At 49.8% G+C, this 16,141-nt stretch carries 18 protein-coding genes and 1 tRNA gene; 9 read left to right on the top strand and 10 right to left on the bottom strand.

What is annotated here, in order from left to right:
* Positions 1 to 35 precede the first annotated feature (35 nt).
* Both NWE92_13565 and selD read left to right on the top strand, forming a co-directional pair.
* Positions 36 to 1,328, top strand: a complete 1,293-nt coding sequence (locus tag NWE92_13565) for a double-cubane-cluster-containing anaerobic reductase (protein MCW4030658.1) — start codon at positions 36 to 38, stop codon at positions 1,326 to 1,328.
* Positions 1,329 to 1,395: 67 nt separating this feature from the next.
* Positions 1,396 to 2,415, top strand: coding sequence for a selenide, water dikinase SelD (selD, locus tag NWE92_13560; protein ID MCW4030657.1), 1,020 nt, complete (start codon positions 1,396 to 1,398; stop codon positions 2,413 to 2,415).
* Positions 2,416 to 2,742: 327 nt separating this feature from the next.
* Here selD and NWE92_13555 read toward each other — a convergent pair whose 3' ends face one another.
* The gene (locus tag NWE92_13555) at positions 2,743 to 3,024 is read right to left on the bottom strand and encodes a hypothetical protein (GenBank protein ID MCW4030656.1); all 282 of its coding nucleotides are present in this window, start codon (positions 3,022 to 3,024) and stop codon (positions 2,743 to 2,745) included.
* A gap of 34 nt (positions 3,025 to 3,058) precedes the next feature.
* On the bottom strand, positions 3,059 to 3,925 hold the full coding sequence (locus NWE92_13550) for a hypothetical protein (protein MCW4030655.1): 867 nt from the start codon (positions 3,923 to 3,925) through the stop codon (positions 3,059 to 3,061).
* Between the two features lie 145 nt (positions 3,926 to 4,070).
* On the opposite strand from NWE92_13550, the gene NWE92_13545 reads away from it, so the two are divergent.
* Positions 4,071 to 5,318, top strand: a complete 1,248-nt coding sequence (locus tag NWE92_13545; GenBank protein MCW4030654.1) for a glycosyltransferase family 4 protein — start codon at positions 4,071 to 4,073, stop codon at positions 5,316 to 5,318.
* Between the two features lie 10 nt (positions 5,319 to 5,328).
* Here the strand turns inward: NWE92_13545 and NWE92_13540 are convergent, their stop codons facing one another.
* Complete coding sequence (locus tag NWE92_13540; GenBank protein MCW4030653.1) at positions 5,329 to 6,294, bottom strand: 6-phosphofructokinase; 966 nt, start codon at positions 6,292 to 6,294, stop codon at positions 5,329 to 5,331.
* Positions 6,295 to 6,420: 126 nt separating this feature from the next.
* On the opposite strand from NWE92_13540, the gene NWE92_13535 reads away from it, so the two are divergent.
* Positions 6,421 to 6,574 (top strand) — tRNA-Tyr (locus NWE92_13535).
* 62 nt (positions 6,575 to 6,636) lie between these two features.
* On the opposite strand, the gene NWE92_13530 is transcribed toward NWE92_13535, so the two are convergent.
* The 5 genes from NWE92_13530 to NWE92_13510 all read right to left on the bottom strand — a co-directional run bounded on the left by NWE92_13530 (position 6,637) and on the right by NWE92_13510 (position 9,829).
* Complete coding sequence (locus tag NWE92_13530; GenBank protein MCW4030652.1) at positions 6,637 to 6,912, bottom strand: hypothetical protein; 276 nt, start codon at positions 6,910 to 6,912, stop codon at positions 6,637 to 6,639.
* A gap of 36 nt (positions 6,913 to 6,948) precedes the next feature.
* Positions 6,949 to 7,491 (bottom strand): GNAT family N-acetyltransferase, encoded by a 543-nt coding sequence (locus tag NWE92_13525; GenBank protein ID MCW4030651.1) that lies wholly within the window; start codon positions 7,489 to 7,491, stop codon positions 6,949 to 6,951.
* A gap of 49 nt (positions 7,492 to 7,540) precedes the next feature.
* The gene (locus NWE92_13520) at positions 7,541 to 8,728 is read right to left on the bottom strand and encodes a flippase-like domain-containing protein (GenBank protein ID MCW4030650.1); all 1,188 of its coding nucleotides are present in this window, start codon (positions 8,726 to 8,728) and stop codon (positions 7,541 to 7,543) included.
* Between the two features lie 54 nt (positions 8,729 to 8,782).
* Complete coding sequence (locus tag NWE92_13515; GenBank protein ID MCW4030649.1) at positions 8,783 to 8,965, bottom strand: hypothetical protein; 183 nt, start codon at positions 8,963 to 8,965, stop codon at positions 8,783 to 8,785.
* A gap of 78 nt (positions 8,966 to 9,043) precedes the next feature.
* Positions 9,044 to 9,829, bottom strand: coding sequence for a hypothetical protein (locus NWE92_13510; protein ID MCW4030648.1), 786 nt, complete (start codon positions 9,827 to 9,829; stop codon positions 9,044 to 9,046).
* Between the two features lie 299 nt (positions 9,830 to 10,128).
* On the opposite strand from NWE92_13510, the gene NWE92_13505 reads away from it, so the two are divergent.
* Genes NWE92_13505 through NWE92_13495 form a run of 3 tightly spaced genes read left to right on the top strand, consistent with a single transcriptional unit; the run spans position 10,129 to position 12,420 of the window.
* Positions 10,129 to 11,040 (top strand): helix-turn-helix domain-containing protein, encoded by a 912-nt coding sequence (locus NWE92_13505; protein MCW4030647.1) that lies wholly within the window; start codon positions 10,129 to 10,131, stop codon positions 11,038 to 11,040.
* Positions 11,040 to 11,702, top strand: coding sequence for a cohesin domain-containing protein (locus tag NWE92_13500; GenBank protein MCW4030646.1), 663 nt, complete (start codon positions 11,040 to 11,042; stop codon positions 11,700 to 11,702). The genes NWE92_13505 and NWE92_13500 overlap by 1 nt, the downstream gene beginning before the upstream one ends.
* Positions 11,703 to 11,736: 34 nt before the next feature.
* Complete coding sequence (locus tag NWE92_13495; GenBank protein MCW4030645.1) at positions 11,737 to 12,420, top strand: class I SAM-dependent methyltransferase; 684 nt, start codon at positions 11,737 to 11,739, stop codon at positions 12,418 to 12,420.
* Between the two features lie 276 nt (positions 12,421 to 12,696).
* Here the strand turns inward: NWE92_13495 and NWE92_13490 are convergent, their stop codons facing one another.
* Complete coding sequence (locus tag NWE92_13490) at positions 12,697 to 13,494, bottom strand: glutaminyl-peptide cyclotransferase (GenBank protein ID MCW4030644.1); 798 nt, start codon at positions 13,492 to 13,494, stop codon at positions 12,697 to 12,699.
* A gap of 128 nt (positions 13,495 to 13,622) precedes the next feature.
* On the opposite strand from NWE92_13490, the gene NWE92_13485 reads away from it, so the two are divergent.
* Both NWE92_13485 and NWE92_13480 read left to right on the top strand, forming a co-directional pair.
* Complete coding sequence (locus NWE92_13485) at positions 13,623 to 14,189, top strand: OB-fold nucleic acid binding domain-containing protein (protein MCW4030643.1); 567 nt, start codon at positions 13,623 to 13,625, stop codon at positions 14,187 to 14,189.
* Positions 14,190 to 14,383: 194 nt separating this feature from the next.
* On the top strand, positions 14,384 to 15,769 hold the full coding sequence (locus NWE92_13480; GenBank protein ID MCW4030642.1) for an NADP-dependent malic enzyme: 1,386 nt from the start codon (positions 14,384 to 14,386) through the stop codon (positions 15,767 to 15,769).
* Positions 15,770 to 15,832: 63 nt separating this feature from the next.
* Here the strand turns inward: NWE92_13480 and NWE92_13475 are convergent, their stop codons facing one another.
* A complete protein-coding gene (locus NWE92_13475) occupies positions 15,833 to 16,120 on the bottom strand; it encodes a hypothetical protein (protein ID MCW4030641.1) in 288 nt (95 codons plus the stop codon).
* Positions 16,121 to 16,141 lie beyond the last annotated feature (21 nt).

The following is a 16,141-nucleotide window of genomic DNA, read 5'->3' as shown; positions in this document are numbered from 1 at the left end:
TTCTGTGTTTCTGCACAGCATTGGCACGTGATTGTATGTCAGAAAAATATATAGAAATGTGGCAAAACATAGGAATTGACATCGAAAAACACAATCAACTCCTTAACATCTTAGGCCAATACTTCGGGGCAGTCTACCTCACCCAGAAGAACAGGCCAAAAAAGATGGATTATTTCGACTACGTGATCTCCGAAATCCACGGCGGCCGAATCAAAGAATTAAATGACCAACGCGCAGCAGGCAACAAAGTCATCGGCGCGTTTTGCGTTTACGCTCCCGAAGAAATCGCCTACGCAGCCAACGCCAGCATGGTGGGCTTATGTGGCGGCGCTGACTTCTCCGTCCCCGACGCCGAAGCAGTCCTCCCCCGCAACCTCTGTCCCCTCATCAAATCCTTCTACGGCTTTAGATTAAACCGCACCTGCCCCTACTTCCAATCAAGCGACCTCGTCGTGGGCGAAACCACCTGTGACGGCAAAAAGAAAGTCTACGAACTCCTAAACGAACTCATCCCCACCTACGTGATTGAAATCCCCCACTGCCCCGATAGCCAAAAAGGCAAAGAATTCTGGCTAAAAGAAGTTGAAGCCTTCAAAACCAAAATCGAAGAAGTCACAGGCAACAAAATCACCGCAGAAAAACTCAAAGCATCCATCGAACTCATCAACAACAAACGCAAAGCGCTCCAGCGCCTCTCTAACCTGCGCAAAAGTAACCCTTCCCCCATCAGCGGCTTAGACGCGCTACTTATCTACCAAATCAGCTTCAACGATGACCCCGTGCGCTTCGCCGCCAAAGTCAACGAACTCTGCGACGAACTCGAAGAACGCGTTAAAAACGGAGTCGGCGTAGCACCCAAAGATGCACCCCGATTGATGATTTCTGGTTGCCCCATGGCAATTCCCAACTGGAAACTCCACAGCATCGCCCAAGAAGTCGGCGCTACCGTTGTTGTTGAAGAAAGCTGTGTTGGAACCCGCTACTTCTCCAAATTAGTAGAACCCAAAGGCGACAGCCTCGAAGAGCTTCTGTGGGCTATTGTGGAGAAATATAGCAAAATCCCCTGCGCCTGCTTCACACCCAACGACCGCAGAATCAGCACCGTAACTGACCTTGCTAAGCAATTCAAAGCCGACGGCGTAATCTACTACACTCTGCAGAACTGCCATGACTACAACGTTGAAGGAGTCAAGGTCGACCGCGCCCTCAAAGCCCTAGACGTGCCAATGCTCAAAATCGAAACCGACTACGCTATGGGCGACGCAGCACAAATCAAGACACGCGTTGAAGCCTTCCTAGAAATCATCCAAGGCAAAAAGGAGCAATAGTCTCCTTTCTTTTTAATTTTTATATCTTCCATAAATTATTTAATAACCTGAAGAGGAGGAACAGAAATTGAGCTATAGATTAACCAAAGCTGTCCCCGTTCACGGTTGCAGCTGTAAACTGCCCCAGTACCAACTTGGCGGTTTGCTCGAAAAAGCAGGCTTGAGCTGTGGCTATGGCGAGGACGTGTTGGCTGGCGCATGGGAAAACAGCAGCGTCGTCCAAATCGCGCCCCACTTGGCTGTTTTAAACACCCTTGACTTCTTCACGCCCATGGTGGATGAACCCGAAATCCAAGGACGCATCGCAGGCAGCAACGTAACAAGCGACATCTACGCCCTAGGCGTCACCAAAATCCCCAGTGTTCTAACAATCATGGCTTACCCCGAGAACATGCCCAATGAACTTGCAGTTGGCATGCTCAAAGGCTTAGGCGACTTCTGCCGCGAAATGGGAACCGAAGTTGTCGGCGGACACACCATCCGCAACCCTTGGCCCATCATCGGCGGCGCAGCAACAGGCATCGCTGACCCCGCAAAAATCGTCTACACCCGAGGCGCCCAAGTCGGCGACAAACTCTTCTTAACCAAACCCATCGGTATCGCGCCAGCAATGGCTGCTTATCGGCTTCGCAAAGAAGAGGAAGGCAAAGAGCTGCTTGAAGGCATCCCCGAAGACCTCATCGAGAACGCAGTCAACGGTGCGATTGCCAACATGATTGAATCCAACAAGCCAGTTGCAGAAGCCATGCAAGAAGTCCCCGTACACGCCTCCACCGACGTCACAGGCTTTGGCTTGAAGGGGCATTCGGCGAACATGGCGATGCTGGGCAAAGTCGACATAGTCATCAACCAACTCTACGTAATCCGCGGAACACCCACACTTGCAGATGTCTTCGGTTACCCGCTCCTAACAGGCGAAGCTAAGGAAACCGCAGGCGGCATGCTCATAGCAGTCGCCAAAGAACACGCCGACGACTTCCAGAGTGCGCTTGACAAACGAAAAGTGCGGCACTGCGAAGTCGGCTACGTCGCAGCGGGCCCCGGCAACGTCAATGTGCTTAGCGACGCCAAAGTCGTCGAAGCCTAACAGCTTTTTTCTTTTTAAGCCATTTTTTTAGGCGGGAGAGGAAGGCGTTAGTTAGTGTGTGAAAATTGTTTATAGATTTAGGCGCGGTGGGGGTTTTGCTGGTGAGATATGGTTTGACTCTTGCGAATGGGCGGTGCTAGTGCCCGATTGCATTGTGCAATCATTGCTTTCTTTTGCTTTCAACGAACCTATTTGGCGTCTATTTGGATCCTATTAGTGGTTCTATGCAGAAACCTAAGGGGGGGTAGGTCCTATTAACGCAAAAACAGTCCATTAGTCTGTTGAAAACCAGTAGAAAAGAACAGCTGCCTAACCCGTAGGTCGGTGTTATGCCTTTTTTGTTTTAGCCTTAGGTTTGGGCACTTTTGTTTGGGCAGGTTCATCCCAGTACGCATCGAATTCTTTGGGGTCCATCAACTGCGCATTTTGAAGTTGCTGGCTAAACATATCCAAGGTGCAGGGGTTGCTAAGGTATGCGCGGTAAATTTCCATAAGCAAATCCACCGCCATCGCCTGTGACACGGGCTTTTTCGCCATCAGGGAGAGTTCATCTGAAGCTTTAGCTAAATCTTCATAGACGCGTAGGGGTAAGTTGACTTGTTTGGTCATAATAACCGCTTTGTGGCTTACAGGGTTTGACCACTTAACTTTTTTGGCTCCGCGATGCAGCAACCAATGCGGCTCCAAGCGCAAGCAGCGGGACAGCCCAGATATCCACCAAGGGCAAAGTGTTTAGCGCACCTACGGCGTAGGTGAAACCCAAATAGATAGTATAGTTTAAGCCAATGACCAATAGTGAGGCGCCGAACCAGCGCATGGCTCCAGCGATTTTTTGTTGAAACAACCGATACGCGCCGACAACTGCGAAGACCACTGAAAACGGCATTAGCGCCCATGCGTTGAAGAATCCGACGGCGTTGATTCCTTGGATGAACGTTAAGGTTTCTGCGGAAATCATGCTGGTCCACCGTGAAACCTCATTGGCTGTCAGTGCCACCGCGTAGCCAACGAAGGCCAATGCTGCGAATTTGAGCAAACCCTGCTTTTGGGTTGGTTGATTATAGGCGGCGACTTTGTAGGCTAAAAGCCAAAGCAACGGCACAGTAAAACAAACCTGAAACAGGTATCCGACTCCAAGCGGGGCATTGTAAAGGAAAGAGTTCGTGTCGAGCAATTCGAGCATGTTGGGGATAATCGAGACAAAATAGAGGCTCTCCAAAACCAACGCGCAAGCAACTGGCTTTTTGACTTGACTAAAACTGCGCGATTTACGCCATAACAGAAAAACCACGCCTAAGCCGACAAGGCATCCTGCCAACCGCGAGTTTATGCCGACCAAGGAAGCCCAAAAGGCAGGTCCCAAAAAACTGACATAATGCACCCAAGAAGCTACTCCTGTAAAGTAACCGTACAAGATGACATAGCCGCCTATCGCCTGATACAAAACATATCCCGTCAAGGAAAGCAGGCTTGCGATTAAACAGAGTTTTACGCTACGGGGAAACTGCATAACAACTTCTCCTTGGCTTACTTACGATTAGGTTGCGTGCTTAAAAACCGATGCCCCGCTCAGTTGATTGAACCTTTTTTTGGTTTATGCGCTTACTATAAATACCGTAGCCCCATTAATTAAAGCAAGTTACAGGTGACCTTTTTTGAGAATCGGCTTTTTCGTCTACGAATATCCCCCTCAACTCGTCGGCGGCTTAGGAACCTACGCCGAATACATAACCCACGAATACGTCGACATCGGACACGACGTCTCCGTCTTTACCCTCAACAACAGCGGCAACCTGAAGACCCGCGAAATCATGAAAGGCGTCGAAGTCCACCGACCCCAAATAGCCGACGCTACCAACATCTGGCCGTTTTTCGTAACCGAAGACCTCAAAAAATGGGGAACCAACCTCAAATTCTTCAACGACATCTTCATCTATAACGTACTCAGCGCAACCAAATTCATCAACGGACTCATAAAAAAAGAAAAATACAATTTCGATGTCGTCTGCTGCCATGACTGGTTAAGCAGCATCGCGGGGTTAATCATCAAAAACGAAACAGACATCCCCGTCGTCTTCCACGTGCACAGCACAGAATGGGGCAGAAGCGGAGGCGGCGGCTCGGAGGTGGTTTCGCATCTGGAGCGGGCGATGGCGCAGAACAGCGACAAAATCGTAACGGTCAGCTACGCGATGCAAGAGGACCTCATCAAGCATGGTTGGCAATCCAGCAAAATCAGCGTGGTCTGGAACGGTGTTGACCCCCAAGCATATGACCCCTCCAAAATTCAGCCTCAAGAAGCTGCCCAAATCCGCAAAAAATACGGCATACCCGACGGCTGGAACATGGTTCTTTTTGTAGGCAGACTCGCGTGGGTGAAGGGTGTGCGTAACCTGTTGCAGGCGATGCCGCTCATCCTCAAAGAACACCCCAACACCAAACTAGTCATCTTAGGCAAAGGCGAAGAACAAGCCGACATCGTCCAAACAGCCGAACGCCTAAACATCAAAGACAACATCGTCTACCGCTTCGACTTCGTAACTGAACAGGAACGCATATTGCATTACGCTGCTGCGGATGTCTGCGTGTTTCCCTCAACGTATGAACCCTTTGGAATTGTAAGTTTAGAAGCTATGGCTATAGCAAAACCCGTTGTGGTCGGCGCAAGAGGAGTTGTGGGCTTCAAAGAACAAATCGTCAACAATGGTCCTCAACAAAACGGTGTCCACATAAACGGCGAAGACCCTGTCGACATTGCATGGGGTATAAACGCCACGTTGCAGGACCCGCAAAGAGCCAAGGTCTGGGGCGAAAACGGCAGACAGCGAGTGCTTGATTACTTCACGTGGCGTAAGGTTGCTGAGCAAACTAGCAAGATCTACGAGTCGCTAATAAAAAAATAGTAAGTGCTGACTAAATCGCCAGCATTTCAGCAACTTTAAGCAACCGCAGATCCAGCGTCTTACGCTTAGTTGCCGCATCCTCCAACGGTAAGGTGCCTATAGCGCCGTTCTGTAACCCTACTGCTTTGTTGCCTTGGTCTTCACAAATTGCCTCGACAGCTTTTTCCGCAAACAGACTCGCAAGCAGTCTGCTTCGGGCGGTTGGGCTGCCTCCGCGTTGGGCGTAGCCAAGTATGGAGAGGCGGACTTCGGATGCGGTTTGTTCTTGCATTTCTGCGGCGAGTTTGGCGCTGTCTCCAAAGCCCTCAGCTGCGACGATGATGCCTGCGCGTTTGCCGCGTCGAGCGTTTTCATCCATAATTCGTATTACGTCGTTTGTGCTGAGCGGTTTTTCCGGGATTAAGATAACTTCAGCGCCCACGCATATGCCAACTTCTAAGGCGAGGAAGCCGCGTTTGCGTCCCATAACTTCGACTATGAATATGCGTTCGTGGGACATGGCGGTGTCGCGGATTTTGTCGATGGCATCTATGGCGGTGTTCACTGCGGTGTCGAATCCTATGGTTTCTTCGGTGCCGTACACGTCGTTGTCGATGGTGGCTGGGATGCCGACGGTTAAGACGCCGCTTTCTTTGCTAAGTTGCATTCCGCCGCGGAAGGAGCCATCGCCGCCTATGACGACGAGTGCGTCTATACAGTTGGCTTTGAGGTTTTCAGCGGCGATTTTGATGTTTTTTGGTTCTTCAAATGCGGGGCAGCGAAGGGTGTGGAGCATGGTGCCGCCGAGCTGGATTATGCCGCCGACGCTGCGGGGGGCGAGTTTTTTGAAGGTGTTGGTTAAGACGCCGTCCCATCCGCGTTCGAAACCTACGATTTGGAAGCCTTTAGAGTGACCGATTCGAGTGACTGCGCGGATTGCAGCGTTCATGCCCGGTGCATCTCCGCCTGAAGTTACTATACCGATAGTTTTCGCCATACTGACGCCTCATAACACTGGATTATTTGGTTCTTATGAAGGGATTAAAACGTTTAGTATGCTTCGGTTCAGGTTGGTTTTTCCAAAACACATAAATTCCCATCTATTGTCTTTATGATTTCACTTCGGGAGGTAGCTCAGCCTGGCAGAGCTCTCGAGTCCCTCAACTTGCTTGGGGGATGGAGAAGCTGTAGAGGTCTACCCATGGTGGGCTTCATTCTAGCCTGTCTAGGCCACAGATACCGAGCTGTCGCAGGTTCAAATCCTGCTCTCCCGACCAAAATCCCCCAAAATTAGGCATCTTTTTTGCTTTCGGTGTTTACCTTTTTTGGTTAACCCCTCTCAAGACGGCTTGCTTTTGAAACGCACTATCAAAAAGTAAGCCAAATTTACCACTACCATCAGCAAAAAGACATACAACGGGTAATTCGGTAAGGGTGCACCAACTCCTGTAGGCGTCCACTCAAGCGGACCCTGATAAGGAAAACTAAAATCCACAAATAATCCAAAACCTTGCACAATCTTTCCATTTAAGGCAACCAACACATATTGGCTTGAGACAAACAAAAAGAAAGCCATCATCAGGTTGACGAGAACAAGGATTGTAGAGTTTTTCATCTTAGCACCATAGCTTGATTCGTTTGCAGGTTTCTTTTAAGCTTTTTGAGGAATCAGATTCAAGGCGCTTTCGATAACATTATTGTTCTTCACATTGTGCATTAGCACAATTTCGGTGGGTACAAACCAAATTGACCCATAAAACCCAAACACTCTCCAGCCAAACAACCGCCGCATCGCCCCAAAACCAACCCGCACAAACCCCGCCCTACCCAGCGACCCCAACGCCCCCAAGTTGTCATGTTGTGTTGAGGCAAAAACCAACTCTGCACCCCGCGCCTTAAACTCCTCTATGGCTGCCCGTGCAAGCAAAACTCCGACTCCCCGACGCCGAAACTCGGGGGCAACGGCAATCCAGAGGATGCAGCCACATTTCTTGTCGCCCACGTTGAATTCGATTAGTTTGGCGAACCCAGCGATGCCATCGGGGGTGGTTGCGGTGAGGGTGGGGGTGTTGAAGTTTGAGACGCTGCGGTAGGAGAAGTGGCGGTAGAATCTGGGAAAGGAGGTGTTGATTATGGTTTGGATTTTTGGTAGGTCGGTTGGGGTGGCTTTTTGGATGGTGACGCTAAAAGTCATGGTGTGCCCCACTAGATTTTAGGGGCATTGAATTTAAGATATTTGGGCGCTACAGTGGCGTCTCGGTCGGCGTAGGCGGGATGGGGGCCTCCGGTTCGGCTGGGGGGCTTTTGCGTGAAAACACCAGCCCAAAGGATTTCACGATTTGGGGGACGCCGACAAGGTCTTGGAGGATGAGTATGCCTCTTGCGAGTAAACCGAAAACTGCAGCTGGACCTGCTGCGACGCCGAGTAGGCCGAGGATGCCGATGATGCCGAATTCTTGTACGCCGATGCCTGCGGGGGTTATTGGAACGAAGGCTAATGCAGTCACCAAGGGGTGAATGAGGAAGTAGGCTATCCATGGAATATCAAAGCCTAAGGCGAGGCCTAAGAAGTACCATTCGAAGCCTTTGAGAATCCAGCAAATCATGGTTAAGGCCAAGATTTCTGGGATTGCTTTTTGGGTGCTGTGCGCGCTTTCTTTGTATTCTTCAAGTTTGCCCATGATGCCGCCTGTGAAGCGTTTGAGGAATCTCCAGTTTGCGACGCGGTCAAAGAGTCCAATCGCGCGTTTAGACCAGGTGAAGGCTGCCAAAACCAAGGCGCCTACCAGCATCAAGGTTATGCCCACGATGGAAAGCAGTAAACCGATGTTGACTCCGAGTAGCTCTGCTTGGAAAACGGTATTCCACGTTTCCATGGGCACTGTTTGCACCAGATAGATTACTGCGAATACGCCGCCGGCAACTTTCACCAAGAACTCTATGGTTTGGATGCCTAGAATGCTTGAGAGTCCTTTTGAGGCGGGGACGTTTTGGTCACGCAGATACACTGGGGTGAGGATGTATCCTGAACGTCCTGGAGTGACGTCGCTTGTGAGCATGCCTGCATATTGTGCCATGAGTGTTTTGCCAAAGGTGGTTTTGACTTTGTCTTTAGCAAGGACCCGTCTTAATCGTATGGTGAAGAAGACGTTGATGCCAAAATACATCACAAACGCCAAAACTACATAGCCAACGTTAACGGTGAGCAAAGTTGTGTAGAGGTAGTCTAAGCCTCGGATGATTGTTGGTTCATCCGGTTTAAAGGTGGGGTCAACGGTGGTTCCGATGTAGTAGAATAACGCTACAAAAATGGCGACCATAAAGACTATTTGAAGGGCAATTTTTAGGTACCGCTTCGTTTGGCTTTGCGTCTTTGGCTTGGTTTGGGTCAATTTAGGATCTTCCGTGGCGTTTAGAAGTTCGTTTGGCAAGTTAAATGGCTTGTGGAAAAACAGGATAGGGCAAATTCTGTTTTCTTAGGCTGTTTAGGGTCGGACGCATTCAGCCTTGGGGCGATAGGGCCGCTTGGAGGTGCGTTTGCGATGGTGATATTCGCATTCGGCGACGCGGGTGAGCATCCAGCCTTGGTCTTTGTAGACGCAGCCGCAGGGCAGCCTGACTTCTTTAGGTTCTGTTTGGTCTGAAATGGGGCTGTTGGGCTCACTCATCTGTAGTCAACATGTAGAGTGCTTTTTGAGGGTATTAACTTAACCATCTAAAATAAAGAAAAAGTTGAGGTGGGATTGTTAGGTGTTGGATGCGACGGTGGATATGTCGGCGATGTCGACGCGGTAGTTGTTGTTGAAGTCCATGTTGGTGTTGTAGTTGCCCCAGCCTGGCATGGCGCCGTAGCATTGGGCTATTGCCTTTACGTCGTGGCCTGTGACGGCGTCGCTTGTGGCGTCATCAGTCATCTTGAAGGGATTAAACCATGAACGCGCCATGGAATGCCGAATTGACCCTGTGAGCGTATCTAATCCCGTTATGGTTAGCGTGAAGGTGTTGCCTGTCACGGTTAATTCACCATATGCTTGGAATGGGACAATGTCTTGGTCACGATGCACGCGGGTTATGTTGCCGTACTCGTCGGTGTAGACGGTTATAGTGGAGGTTATGTTGGATAGTTTCCATGTTCCGCTAAGGAAGTAGTTTGAGGCGGAATCCACGTTCGCGGTTTCTATGGATGCGTTTGGTAGCCGCGCAGTGTAATAGTAGTAGGTAAAGTTTTCTTTGCTGCGGGCGGCAGAGATGGCGCGAGTGATGTTGGTGGTCCAAATCGCGGTGGCGCTGGTTAGTTGTTTGTCGTCGTTGTTTTTGAGTTTGGCTTGGCGTGCTATGGATTGGAGTTGTCCTCTTACTTCGACGTCGCCCCATTGGGTTATGTCGCCGTTTATGCGTATCCAGCTTGAGTTAGATACGCGTTCACGGATATTGTTACGGATGGTGCCTGCTGATACTAAGTCAATGGAAGCTGCGATGCTGCATGCGAGTAGGACGGTTAGGATTGTGCCGATGAGGATTTTATTTTTCATGTTGTGTCCTCTTTCAAGTTAGCACTTGCAGGCGGAAAATAAAAGCGTTTCTAAGCCCCTTTTAGTTTAAGGGGTATGTTAATCGTTTATTTTAGTTCATAACTGTTCATTCGGGTATATTTTGATTTAGGCGGTTAAGTGACGGTTTTTCACAGCAAAATACGCCCAACTTTGCCATAAACCGCTGCATAGCTATGCGCAGAGACGTTTTGTGGGTGTACCTGATGCGGGGCAACCGCAGAGAAGCCAAATTGTTATAATTTTAAATACTCTCGCTCCCTCTCCCTACTAGACCTTTCATGAAAGAGCACCGCCTAGCAGTTAGCCTAGCCGTCTGTTTCTTACTGCTCATGCTCTTCCCCCTCAACCCCGCCTCCTGCCAAGAATACTACGAATACAACATCCAAATCCAACCCGACGGCTCCGCCCTTTGGACCATAACCCAATTCACAGCAGCCAACACCGCCACCGACACCTGGAGCGGATTTCAAAACAAAATCTACCCCCTCATAGACGCAGCAGCAACCGCCACAAGCCGCCAAATGTCCATTCCCGAGTGGTCCATCCAAATCAACACCACCATATCCGCCGAATCCAAAACCACCGAGTACTCCTTTAAATGGCAAAACTGCTGTAAGGCAGACGGCGGCACCTTGACTTTTGGGGACGTTTTTGCGGTGGATAACTTTTTTGGGCGTCTCTATGGGGATGCGGCACTAGAATTGACGTATCCGATGGGGTTTGAAGTGGAGTCGGTTTCTCAAGCGCCGTATTTACGCCAAGACGACGCGCATCTGCTTCGATGGTCGCGTACTCAAGATTTAGCTAACAACCCTGTCCAAGTCGTCTTTAGCCCTGCTGATGCTGATGGGAACAGTTGGGATTTGACGGTTTTGGTTCTTCTTGTGGGCGGTTTAGCAGCTGCCATTTCCTTGTCTTTGGGTGGGCTGTTCTTTTTTAGGCGCCGAACTGCGAGTAAATCTGTAGTGGTGGAGCAGCCAAGGGCAATAGAGTCCGAAGAAGACAAAGTCCTTAACCTCCTCAAAACACGCAGTGGGAGCATGCGGCAAAGCGAAATTACCGAGACAACCCGATTCTCAAAAGCCAAAACAAGTCAACTCTTGAGCGGCTTGGAGCGGAGCGGTTACATAACAAGATATAAGAAGGGTCGAGACAAAATAGTGACACTCAACGAACGGGAGAACCAGTAATGAAGCACCCGACCAAACACGTTGTCCTGATGATTTTGGTTTGTACCTTAGTTTCCTTGTCTTTTGCTTGCTTGGCTACGGCTCAGTCAACCTTGGTCAAGGCGGAAGCATCAAGTGCCGAACCCCAAATCGGCGACACCCTAACAGTCACCGTAAAAGTCGCCAACGCCCAAAACCTCTTCGGCGTAGACGTGACCCTTAACTGGGACCCCTCAGTGCTTGAACTCACAAAAGCAACTCCGCAGCTGGGCGTAGAATCTCACTCAGGCGGCGTGCTCCACGAATCCACAACTTACCCCATAGAAATCGTAGACAACACAGGCACCCAATCCAGCGGCGAATATCATTTGGCGGCAACCTCCACAGGCTCCTCCACATCTGCCTTTAGCGGCGACGGAACCATAGTGACCCTAACATTCACCGTAACAAGCGCAGGACAAACTGGGCTGTGCTTTGGCGATGTAGAGTTCTCTGTTCGCAGCGGCTCAGAAATGGACTTAGTCACTCCTCAAACTGAAGTGACAACCGTTAACGCCGTGCCAGAATTCCCCGCCCTAATCGTCGTAGGTCTCGCAGCCACTGTAGTGACCGCTGTAGTTATCTCGACTAAACTGCTGCAAAATAAGGCGAGTTTCTCAGCAAAAGCTGCCCCAGCTTTTTAATCTAACCAACCCCCAAGTACAGTGAGGCAAACGCATGTCTGGCTCGGATAATTCTACGCCGCATTCCTCAGAAGTCTACGACACACAGGTACGCAAAACCATACCTTACTACGACGCCTTCCACCAAGAAACCCTAAACCTCCTAAAAGCCACACATTTTGAACCCGAAAACTGGCTAGACACTGGATGCGGCACAGGTACGCTCATCGAAAAGGCTTTGCCACAGTTTCCTAATACCCGTTTTGTTTTGGTTGACCCTTCAGTGTCGATGCTTGAAGCCGCAAAAAACAAACTCGCCAACCAACCGCGAGTTGAGTTTTTGGCTGCTTGCCCCACCGAAAACCTCCGCCTAAAAAAGGGTACATTCGACGTGGTCACCGCGATCCAATCCCACCACTACCTCCCTCCCAAGCAAAGAGAAAAAGCCACTAAGGTCTGCTACAACCTCCTTGTCGAGGGCGGTATATTCGTCACATTTGACAACATCAAACCCTCAACTCCGCAGAGTATCGCTATTGGCAAAGAGAACTGGAAACAGTTCCAAATTAGCCAAGGCAAAGACATCCATGCCGCCGAAGCCCACCTGCAACGTTTTGGAGTTGAATATTTTCCCCTCACAATTGTCGAGCACATTGCACTGCTTAAGGCAGCGGGGTTCTCTGTGGTTGAGTTGCTATGGTACTCGTATATGCAAGCAGGTATCTACTGTATAAAATAGTCGCGCTGAAGGGAAGGAACCTTTATCGCCATGATTTGAAACGGATTCTACCGCAGTCTGTGCATGAAATCACTACTTGTCCATCTTTTACTTTTGTATCGGCCGCTTGGCAACCGCATTTGCACTTGTTAAATTGTTCCATCACGTAAGTCTCCAAGTGTTAACCGCTCTAAGCAGCTACTTAATGCTTATTTCCAAATTTATTATAGCCCTCTATATGCTAAATAGTCAAAATGAACCGCTTTGGCAGAATCGAGGGGCAGGCGTGTGTGGTAGTTAGTTTTGGGGCTCTGGTTCTATTTGGTAGAGGTTGGGCCAGTTTTTGCCTGTGACGTAGAGTTGGTTGTTTTGTGGGTCGTAGGCGATGCCGTTTAGCACAGCGTTGATGTCGTTGCTTTGGTAGAGTCCTGAGAGGTCAAGGATGCCCTTTATTTGTCCTGTTTGGGGGTTGATGAGGGCGATTTGGTTGGTGAGCCAGATGTTGGCGTAGATGGTGCCGTTGATGTATTCGAGTTCGTTTAGGTTGATTACGTCGTTTTGTCCGTCGTGGACGGTTAGGGTGCCTGTCTCCTGGTAGGTGACGGGGTCCAAGAAGTAGAGGGTTGCGGAGCCGTCGCTCATGATGAGGCGTTCTCCGTCGTAGGTTAAGCCCCAGCCATCCGTGGCATAACTGAAATTTCTTTGCAACTCAAACGTTGCCGCATCATAAACAAAACCCGTATGCTCTCTCCAGGTCAATTGTATAAGGGAACCGTTGACGAGCGCTAAGCCTTCCCCGTAATAGGCGGCTGGCAGTTTGATTTCTTTGGTTACCTCTCCGGTTTCGAGGTTGACTCGGCGCAGGCTGGATTTGCCATATTCGCCCGTGCTTTCATAAAGGGAGCCTTGGTCGTAGACCAGCCCCTCTGTGAAGGCGGCGGTGTCGTGGGGGTAGGTGTTTAGGATTTTGTAAGTATAATGCGCTACATTATCGTTGTTTTGGTTTTGCCTAGAAACGTTGTATCCAATCCACATCGAACCCAGAAAAACTGCGATTATTAGCACTATTGCAATTGCGGTCGTTCTCTTATTCATAAATCTCCTAAAGGCAGCTTCAAACTAATATGTACAACGCCAAATACCCCTTATGCAGACAAGCGAAACACTTAAGTGTTCAAAAATTTAACTTATGTTTCAGACCACAAAATAGGTGTTGAAATCAATTGGCTGTTGAAGGTTTTTTCGAAAACAAAAAGGAACCCGTAGAAGCAAAAGTCGGCGACTTAACTCCACAATCTAAAGCGGTTAATGTCACGGCCAAAGTAGTATCTAAAACAGAAGTCAGAGAAATCCCAATGGGCAGAGACGGCTCACCCCACAAAGTCAGCGACGCACTCGTTGGCGACGAAACAGGTGTAGTCTACCTCACATTATGGGATGACAACATTGACAAAGTCAATGAAGGCGAAACTGTACGTGTTGAAAACGGTTATGTTACCCTCTTTAAAGGAAACATCCGCCTAAACATCGGTAAATACGGCAAACTCGAAGCCGCAGAAGCACCCCTCGAAGCAGAAGTTAACACAGAAAACAACGTATCCAGCAAGACCTATGAACAACAACGCAGACCATTCAGAGGCGGAGGCGGCAGAGGCGGCGGACGCGGATTCGGCGGCGGTGGCGGCGGCTACGGCGGAAGAGACCGACGTGGCGGCGGCAGTGGCGGCTATGGCGGAGATCGTCGTGGTGGCGATCGTCGCGGTGGCGGCGGTTACCGACCAAGGTACTAAGCCTCATAACCTGAATTAGAGAAGAAAAGATTTTTTTCTTTTTTTAATATTTTTTCATAAACCTAAAACCCCTAAGGCAATCCTCCGAGTTTAGTGGGCGCTTGAGAGTTTGCTCTTCAAACTTGCCTCAAGTGGAAGATAAATTTAAAATCCTCATGTTGTTTTTCCCTTAGATGGACAGGAGTAAAAACCGAATGGTTACCCCATCAAAAAATGAACCCAAACCAACTGTGGAAGAGTTACTGGCAAAAGCCAAAAAACCCGCCGAACTCTCCCCGCCCATGCACCGATTCTACGAGGGCAAAATGCAAGTTATCCCCAAATGCACCATCCGCAGCGTAGACGACTTCGCCATATGGTACACCCCCGGCGTCGCCGCAGCCTGCCGCCAAATCCACGAAGACCCCGACAAATCCTTCGAGTTAACCAACCGATGGAACTACGTCGCCGTCGTAACTGACGGAACACGTGTCTTGGGGTTAGGCGACATAGGACCCGAAGCCGCCATGCCCGTTATGGAGGGCAAAGCACTCCTGTTCAAGTACCTCGGCGGCGTCGACGCATTCCCCATCTGTCTACGAACCAAGGACCCCGACGAAATTGTACGCATCTGCAAAGCGCTTGAACCCACCTTTGGAGGCATTAACCTCGAAGACATTGAGAAACCCAAATGTTTCCATGTGCTCGAGAAAGCCCGCGCGGAGATGCAGGTACCTGTTTGGCATGATGACCAGCAAGGCACCGCGACCGTGATTTTAGCTGGATTAATGAATGCGTTTAAGTTGGTGGGCAAAAAACCCAAAGAAAGCCTCATTACCCTCGTCGGTTCAGGCGCCGCCAACATCCGCACCGCTTACGTGCTTATGGCGTGGGGCGTCAAACCAGGCAACATAATACTAGCCGACACCAAAGGTGTTCTCTACAAAGGTCGCCCCGACATCAAAGAAGCCGAAGACCCCTGGAAATACGATGTTACCCAGAAAACCAACGGCGAAAACCGCCAAGGCGACATAGCTGAAGCCTTCCGAGGCGTCGACGCTGTGGTTGCGGCTTCTAAACCCGGTCCCGGCACCATCAAGCAGGACTGGATCCGCACAATGGCTGATGACTCCATCGTGTTTGCTTGCGCGAATCCCATCCCCGAAATCTGGCCTTGGGACGCCAAAGACGCAGGAGCACGCATCGTCGCAACGGGACGCAGTGACTTCCCTAACCAAGTTAACAACAGCCTCGGATTCCCAGCCATATTCCGCGGTGTACTCGATGTGAAAGCCAAAACGGTAACTGATGACATGTGCATTGCCGCTGCCACGGAGCTTGCAGCCTACGCAGAGGAGCGGGGTATGGATGAGGATAATTTGCTGCCGCGGATGGATGAGTGGGAAGTGTTTCCTCGCGAAGCCGTGGCGTGTGCTTTGAAGTCGATTGAGCAGGGTGTGGCGCGTGTCAAGCCTAGTCGAGCTGAATTGTATGAGCGTGCGTCCTCGATTATCAAGAATGCGCGGGCTTCGACTGATTTGTTGATGAAGCATGGTTTGATTAAGGCGCCGCCCACCGAAGCTGAGCTACTCAAAAAGTAGTCTCTCTCCTTTTTGTTTTGTTTGTTCAGAATTTGACTTTTTTTGGGTTAAGAAAAAAAGAAGTTAGAGTGGCGTTATTTTCACTATATTCCTTTTTTCGAGTCTGCGCAATGCATCTAAGCATTCATCTTTTTTCTCGCCGGTGATGTTGAGGTTCTGCATTATGTCCTTTACGGATACACCGGGTTTGCCAAAGTTTTCGTGGCGTTTGTAGAGGTGTTTCACGATGGATTTTTCGAGTTTGCCACATCGCCAAGTGGTGTTACGAATCAAAACAACGATGGTTTTGACAAGGGTTTGTTCGTTCGATTTCCTTCCACGTGATTCTCCCGTATCTCCCCACCTACCCATGTCCTACGGCGTCTGTTCATT

Source organism: Candidatus Bathyarchaeota archaeon (assembly GCA_026014745.1).
In the GTDB taxonomy this organism is placed as follows: Archaea; Thermoproteota; Bathyarchaeia; order Bathyarchaeales; family Bathycorpusculaceae; genus Bathycorpusculum.
The sequence above is the reverse complement of the archived record's forward strand: the minus strand, read 5'-3'. Positions and strand labels throughout refer to the sequence as shown.